Below are 6913 nucleotides of genomic sequence, written 5' to 3'. Positions count from 1 at the left end.
GATTAATTGAAAGACCATTTAATGAAGTAGTTGAATTAGGTGAGCCTGATTTTCCTTTTTGTTTGGCTTGGGCAAATGAAACTTGGAAAGGTTTTGCGCATGGATTAAAAAATAGAAATATACTTATAGAACAAAAATATCCTGGAGTTGCAGATTATGAAAAACATTTTTATGAAATTCTTCCAGCCTTGAAGGATAAACGGTATATAAAAGTAGATGGTAAACCCTTATTTATGATTTACCGTCCTTTGGCTTCAGACGAAATTATTGTATTTATTAATACATGGAGAAAGTTGGCTACAGAAAATGGATTAGAAGGAATACACTTTGTTGGTCAAGTTATCGATTCTAGAATTAATATTGATGACATTTTGAAAACGGGTGTTGATGCGATAAATACAGTTCGATTGGATAATTACCAACTTAATATTCGTTCAAGATTTCAAAGACTAGCAAAATTCATCAAAAAAATAGTTTTAAAAGTCCCGCAAACCTATAAATATAAAACGGTAGCTAAATATTTTACAGTTCCTGAGATTGATAGTCGTAATAATATTTATCCGAGTATAATTGCAGGATGGGATCATTCTCCAAGAAGTTCAAATGAAGCTTTGGTTTTGACAGACTTTACGCCAGTTGAATTTGGTAAGCACGTAGCCGAAGTTGTAAAAACGGTTGTTTCAAAACCAGAAGAAAATCAAATTATTTTTATAAAGTCCTGGAATGAATGGGCAGAAGGAAATTATTTAGAACCCGATATGAAATATGGTAAAGGCTTTTTAGATGCACTTTATAAAGAGCTAAAATAGATATTTTTCAATGATATATTTAGTTTTAGGTTTTATATTAATATTTTACTCTTATTTGGAGGCGATAGAATATAATTATGAAATTTCAAGATTTGCATTTGCTCTTTCGGCTATATTGCTTATTTTATTTGCTGGATTAAGAGACGGTACCATTGTAGGAACAGATTCACCAGCTTATTACACTAACTATGTTTCTCCATTTTGGGAAACCGAACCTGGTTATAAGTTTATTAATTTTTTATTTTCCAGTAAATTAAACGCAAATTACAATGTGTTTTTATTATTTTTAAATGGGTTTTCGATATATTTAATGTGCAAATTTGTCAGCAAAAATAGTGTTTATTTGGTGCTGCCTTTTTTAATTTTTTATTCTGATTTGTATCTGTATTTTAATATAAGCGGTATAAGACAGGGTATTGCAATGTCTATTACTTGTTTTGCAATGTATTATGCTGTGCGCAAAAAAATGAAATATTTTTTATTTTTTATAGTGTGTGCTGCTATGTTTCACGTGAGTTCATTGATTTTTATATTTGCTTATTTTTTGCCTAGAAAAAGCTTGAAATTTAAAAGTATAATTATACTGGTAATTACTTTTGGCGTTACAATTGCCTTAGTAAATTTTTTAGGGAGTCAATTTGAATATTTGACTAAGAAATTACTCTTTTACTCAGAATTACAAGAAAAGCCAGATCGTATTGAAATTCTATATTTAATAGGTGTTTCGAAAAGAGCAATTATTATTATTTTATCGTTTGTATATAGAAAATATTTGTTTTTAGATGAAAAATATACTTATTTGTTTAATATTTATTTGATAGGTTTTTTAATTTTTGTGGCAACATATCTTATTTCTCCAGATTTTGGTGTACGATTAAGTGTTTATTACACCATTGTCGATTGTGTTCTTGCGGGATATATGTTAAGTTTAGTGAATACTAGAAGCAAAAGAATGCTAATAGTAACAGTTTTTTCAGCTATTGCGATATATAAATTGTTGGGGTATATGACTAATGAATATTATACCTATAGATTTTTTTAAACCCTTTCAATGAAGATAATTGTATACTTTAACTCGATGTCACCTGCGGGTGGAATTGAACGTGTTATTTCAAAACACATTGCTTTTTTTGAAAAGTATAATCATGAAGTTATATTATTGACAAAAGACAGAAATAAGTCCTTTTATGAGTTGTCACAAACTGTAAAGGTGGATTCTTTGGATGTAAAAATGAATATGGATATGAATTCTCGTTTGAAGAGAGTGTTTCAGATTATAGTTGTTTTTTTTAAATCTGTTTTAATTTTAAGAAAGAAAATTAAGGAACATTGTCCAGATGTTATTTACACAGCAACTCCCTTTAATTTGTTTGAGGTTTATTGTTCACAACATCATTGTAAAAATAGTTTGATAACAGAACACTCCTCATTTTTGGCGTACAATAAAATTTATCAATTAATTGCAAAAAAACTCTATAAAAAAGTTAAGGTTTTGACTGTGCCTACTACTTTAGATTCTACTTATTATAAATCAATAGGGATTAATAATGTTTATTTGCCAAATCCTTTGCCCTTTTATAATGAAGCCACAGCTGCACTAAACAATAAGGTAGTGCTTAATGTTGGGAGGTTTACCAATGATAAAAGACACAAATTATTGATAAATTTGTGGTCGCAAGCTAAAGCTAAAGATTGGGGATGGAAACTCAAAATAATTGGTAAGGGAGAGAATGAGATGAAAATAAAAGAACAGATTAAAAGATTGAATCTAGAACAAAGTATAATTTTGAGTTTGCCTACCACAGCAATTGAACAAGAATATTTAAATGCTTCTGTATTTGTATTGACTTCTATAGCCGAAGGATTTGGTTTAGTATTGGCAGAGGCAATGGCCTGTGGAGTTCCTTGTCTTTCTTTTAATTGCCCTAGTGGACCTCGAGATATTATTGACAATGATAAAAATGGTTTTTTGATTGAAGAAGGGCAGCATCAAGAGTTTATTAATAAATTGGATTTATTGGTTCAAGATGAAGTTTTAAGAAAAGAAATGGGACAGCTTGCCAAGTTCGACATTAAAAAATTTGAATCTCAAATTATTTCAAAGAAATTAAATGAACTAGTAGCATTACATTTTTAGTGATAAAAAAATGAAAATATCCGTTATAATTCCAGTTTATAATGCGCAAAACACCATTGTTAGAGCACTAGAGTCAGTTATAAATCAAACTGTAAAACCTTTTGAAATAATTATTGTCAATGACGGCAGTAGTGATCAATCTTTGGTTATTCTTAATAAATATATTGTTGATCATCCATTGTATAATTTTATATTAATAAACAAAAAAAACGGAGGGGTTTCTTCGGCTCGAAATGAAGGACTTAAAGTAGCTAAAGGAGACTTGGTTAGCTTTTTGGATAGCGATGATGAATGGTTAATAAATAAAACGGAAAAACAAATAGCGGTCTTAAATTCTAAACAAGGGTTTAGTTTTATTGGCGGACTTATTTCTACTCCTGAAAATTTAGTTGTTGGAAATGTTGATGAAATTAATTTGAAACAATTAATTTTTAAAAATTATTTTCAGCCTTCTACAGTTATGTTTCGGATTGGAGTAATTGATAAAGTTGGTTTATTTGATGAGTCTCAAAAATATGCTGAAGAAGGGAATTACTTTATTAGAATTGCAAAACTATATAAATGTGCATTATTGTATGAGCAAGTTGTTATATACGATCAAGGGAAAAGTGGCTTTGGACAAAGTGGTTTAAGTTCAAATCTTAAAGAAATGGAAAAAGGAGAGTTGCTGAATTTAAAATTTGCCTATAATCAAGGTTATATTTCATGGGTGAGATATGTAATTGCCGTTTCTTTTTCAATTCTAAAATATTTTAGAAGAATAATAATTGTTAGATTTAGAAAATAAGATGATAAAGCAATACGGTTTTATTGGTTTTTTGAAAATAATTTATTTTAAAATAAGAACATTTTTTGTGTTTTCGGAAGCTAGATTAATAAGATTTCCATTCGATGTTAGAGGTAAAGAGTTTATTTCGGTTGAACGTGGATTTACTACAGGGTTTGGTTGTCGACTAGAAGCGTACCCTACGAATAAAATGACTGTTCTTACTTTTGGTAAAAATGTTCAAATGAATGATTATGTTCATATTACAGCAAGAGAAAAAGTTTCAATAGGAAATAATGTATTATTGGCTAGTAAAATATATATATCAGATTGTTCGCATGGAAGCTACGCAGGTGATACTAATGATAGTAATCCTGATATTGCTCCTGCAGAGAGAGTACTATTTTCAAAGCCAGTGATTATACATGATAATGTTTGGTTAGGTGAGTTTGTATCTGTATTACCAGGAGTAACAATTGGTAAAGGAACAATTGTAGGTGCGAATTCTGTCGTTTCAAAAAGTTTACCTGAAAATGTTATTGCAGTAGGTACGCCCGCAAAGCCAATAAAGAAATTTAATTTTAATACTCAGAAATGGGAAAAATATAAAAATATAATATGAAAAACATATTAATAACAGGAGGAGCAGGTTTTATAGGAAGTAATTTGGCATTAAAACTGATCGAAAAAGGGCATACAATTACCATTTTAGATAATCTTTCACCACAAATACATGGAGAAAATCCGGAGAAAACATCTCCATTATACCAAAGTATCAAAGATAAAGTAACTTTCATTAATGGAACCGTTACTTCAAGAACTGATTGGGTAAAAGCGTTGACAGAGCAACAAGTAATTGTTCATCTAGCTGCTGAAACAGGCACAGGACAATCGATGTACTGTATTGAGAAATATACCGAAGTAAATATACAGGGCACATCAATTATGCTTGATATTTTGGCAAATAGTGACCATTCAGTCGAGAAAATCGTAATTGCCTCTTCAAGATCTATTTATGGAGAAGGAAAGTATAAGCACCCAGAATTAGGGATTGTTTATCCAAAACATCGCCGAGAAAGTGATATGCTTGCAGGCGATTTTGAAGTAAAATGTGCGGACAATGTTGTTTTGGAGCTTTTGGCTACTGATGAAGAATCAAAAATTCACCCATCTTCTGTATATGGTATTACCAAACAAAATCAAGAGCAAATGATTATGACCGTTTGCCCAACAATAGGGATTGCACCAGTTGCGTTTAGATATCAAAACGTGTACGGGCCAGGTCAGTCATTATCAAACCCATACACAGGTATTTTGTCTATATTTTCAACACAAATCCGAAATAATAATGGAATTAAAATCTTTGAAGACGGTAAAGAAACTCGAGATTTTGTGTACATCGATGATGTTATTGACGCCACAATTTTAGGGATTGAAAAAGAAGAAGGTAATTACCATGTTTTCAATGTAGGGACAGGAGTACCAACTGATGTATTAACTGTAGCCAATACCTTGATTAATGCATATAAAGTTGAAGTTCCTATTACAGTTACAGGACAATTTAGATTAGGAGATATCCGTCATAATTTTGCCGATATGACTAAGATAAAAAAATTATTAGGTTTTACCCCAAAAGTTTTTTTTGAAGAGGGAATTAAAAATTTTACCAATTGGGTTTTACAACAAGAAATACAACAAGATAAACTGGGCGAATCGTTGGAAGAAATGAAGAAAAAAGGTTTGTTAAAATAATGATGACAGATAATTTTAAAAATAAAAGAATTCTTTTTTTATCAGTAAAAACTTTTAATTATGAAAAAGCAATTGCTGATAAGCTAAAGTTTTTGGGAGCAATAGTTGATTATTATGATGAACGTCCAGCAAATTCAATATTTGCAAAAGGAATAATCAGATTCAAACGCTCTTTATATCAAAAAAAAATAAATTCGTATTACAAAGAAATGATTAAAAAGACAATTGGGATTACTTATGATTCTCTTTTTGTGATTAAAGGAGAAGTTGTTCCAAGTTTCTTTTTGGAAGACTTCAAAAATAGAAATCCCAAATGTGTATTTATTTATTACACTTGGGATTCTTTTAATAATAACCCGAATGCGGTTTCGATTCTGAAGTTTTTTAACAGAAAATTCACCTTTGACAGTGATGATGCTTTGATGTTTAACCTCGATTTTAGGCCACTTTTCTTTATTGATGACTATATTATCAACAAAAAAAACAACGGAGTAATAAATTACGATTTACTTTTTTTAGGCACTGCTCATTCTGATAGATATAAGATTGGAAATTCAGTTGTTAATTGGTGTGATGAGCAAAATCTGATGAGTTATGCATATTATTATATGCCCAGTCGATTTGTTTATTTGTTTAAAATGTTGTTTGATAGCTCTTTCTATAGTTTTGAATATAAAAAGCTTAGTTTTAAAAGTTTAAATATTAATGAAATTATGTCACTATATAATGAATCAGCAGTGATATTAGATATTAATCATCCAGGTCAAAAAGGTTTAACGATGAGAACTTTTGAAGCTCTTGGCGCTGGTAAAAAAATAATTACAACTAATAAACATATAAAAAAATATCCATTTTATAACGAGAATAATGTGTTTGTAATTGATAGAGAAAACATTGTTTTACATAAAACTTTTTTTGACTCCCCTTTTATTGAAATAGAATCAGGATTGTATGAGGATATGTCTATTTCAGGATGGCTAAAAACTATATTTGTAGATATAAATCCGAATTATTGGATTTTAAAGGATTAAAATAAAATTTATTATTTACTTAAAAAAACAATATACTCATATTTAGGAAGCAGTATGATATTTTATATTTTATTAGTTGTTGTCGTTAGCTGTTTATTCCTTGTTGCTTATAAATAGTCATTCCTTAAAATAACAACAACGTTTTGATTGTTAATAACTTATGATTAAATACTACCAAAAACAGTACTGTTAAATCGCCAAAAAGTGTATGTTTCGGTATAAAAAAGTGGCAATATGTTAGGAAAAATAAAACCCAATAATCAGCAAAATTTGTTCAAAACAAGGCTAACAGACCTTATAAACCTTGGGCATCCTTTGGTAAAATTAGCAGATGAGGTTGCTTGGGATAAAATGGAGTTTGAGTTCCAAAATTTATATTCAGAGCAAGGCAGACCCTCAATTCCTATTAGAAAAATTG

The 6913-nt window shown here is 29.7% G+C and carries 7 protein-coding genes and 1 pseudogene; all 8 read left to right on the top strand.

Translation table 11 applies throughout. The annotated features are described in order from the left end of the window. Window positions 1–809: glycoside hydrolase family 99-like domain-containing protein (locus tag PHC28_RS13495; protein ID WP_300101551.1), on the top strand; the 809-nt coding region annotated here is incomplete at its 5' end. A 10-nt stretch (window positions 810–819) separates the two neighbouring features. After that, window positions 820–1851 (top strand): EpsG family protein, encoded by a 1032-nt coding sequence (locus PHC28_RS13490; RefSeq protein ID WP_300101549.1) that lies wholly within the window; start codon window positions 820–822, stop codon window positions 1849–1851. 9 nt (window positions 1852–1860) lie between these two features. Beyond that, on the top strand, window positions 1861–2946 hold the full coding sequence (locus PHC28_RS13485; RefSeq protein ID WP_300101545.1) for a glycosyltransferase: 1086 nt from the start codon (window positions 1861–1863) through the stop codon (window positions 2944–2946). Window positions 2947–2956: 10 nt separating this feature from the next. Further along, the gene (locus PHC28_RS13480; protein ID WP_300101541.1) at window positions 2957–3733 is read left to right on the top strand and encodes a glycosyltransferase family A protein; all 777 of its coding nucleotides are present in this window, start codon (window positions 2957–2959) and stop codon (window positions 3731–3733) included. Further along, window positions 3714–4334, top strand: a complete 621-nt coding sequence (locus tag PHC28_RS13475; protein ID WP_300101538.1) for a DapH/DapD/GlmU-related protein — start codon at window positions 3714–3716, stop codon at window positions 4332–4334. Before PHC28_RS13480 ends, PHC28_RS13475 begins: the two co-directional genes overlap by 20 nt. Continuing rightward, entirely contained in the window at window positions 4331–5464 is a 1134-nt protein-coding gene (locus tag PHC28_RS13470; RefSeq protein ID WP_300101535.1) for an NAD-dependent epimerase/dehydratase family protein, read from the top strand. Before PHC28_RS13475 ends, PHC28_RS13470 begins: the two co-directional genes overlap by 4 nt. After that, on the top strand, window positions 5464–6495 hold the full coding sequence (locus PHC28_RS13465; RefSeq protein ID WP_300101532.1) for a hypothetical protein: 1032 nt from the start codon (window positions 5464–5466) through the stop codon (window positions 6493–6495). The genes PHC28_RS13470 and PHC28_RS13465 overlap by 1 nt, the downstream gene beginning before the upstream one ends. 234 nt (window positions 6496–6729) lie before the next feature. Beyond that, a pseudogene (locus tag PHC28_RS13460) lies at window positions 6730–6913 on the top strand (IS5/IS1182 family transposase); the annotation flags it as partial.

Source organism: Flavobacterium sp., assembly GCF_028712645.1.
Classification (GTDB): Bacteria; Bacteroidota; Bacteroidia; order Flavobacteriales; family Flavobacteriaceae; genus Flavobacterium.
This window is presented reverse-complemented; position numbering and strand designations above follow the sequence as displayed.

What these genes read in the sequence shown, in the direction of transcription:
- PHC28_RS13485 (WP_300101545.1), top strand. Translation starts at nt 1,861, where the DNA reads ATGAAGATAATTGTATACTTTAACTCGATGTCACCTGCGGGTGGAATT.
- PHC28_RS13480 (WP_300101541.1), top strand. Translation starts at nt 2,957, where the DNA reads ATGAAAATATCCGTTATAATTCCAGTTTATAATGCGCAAAACACCATT.
- PHC28_RS13465 (WP_300101532.1), top strand. Translation starts at nt 5,464, where the DNA reads ATGATGACAGATAATTTTAAAAATAAAAGAATTCTTTTTTTATCAGTA.
- PHC28_RS13470 (WP_300101535.1), top strand. Translation starts at nt 4,331, where the DNA reads ATGAAAAACATATTAATAACAGGAGGAGCAGGTTTTATAGGAAGTAAT.
- PHC28_RS13490 (WP_300101549.1), top strand. Translation starts at nt 820, where the DNA reads ATGATATATTTAGTTTTAGGTTTTATATTAATATTTTACTCTTATTTG.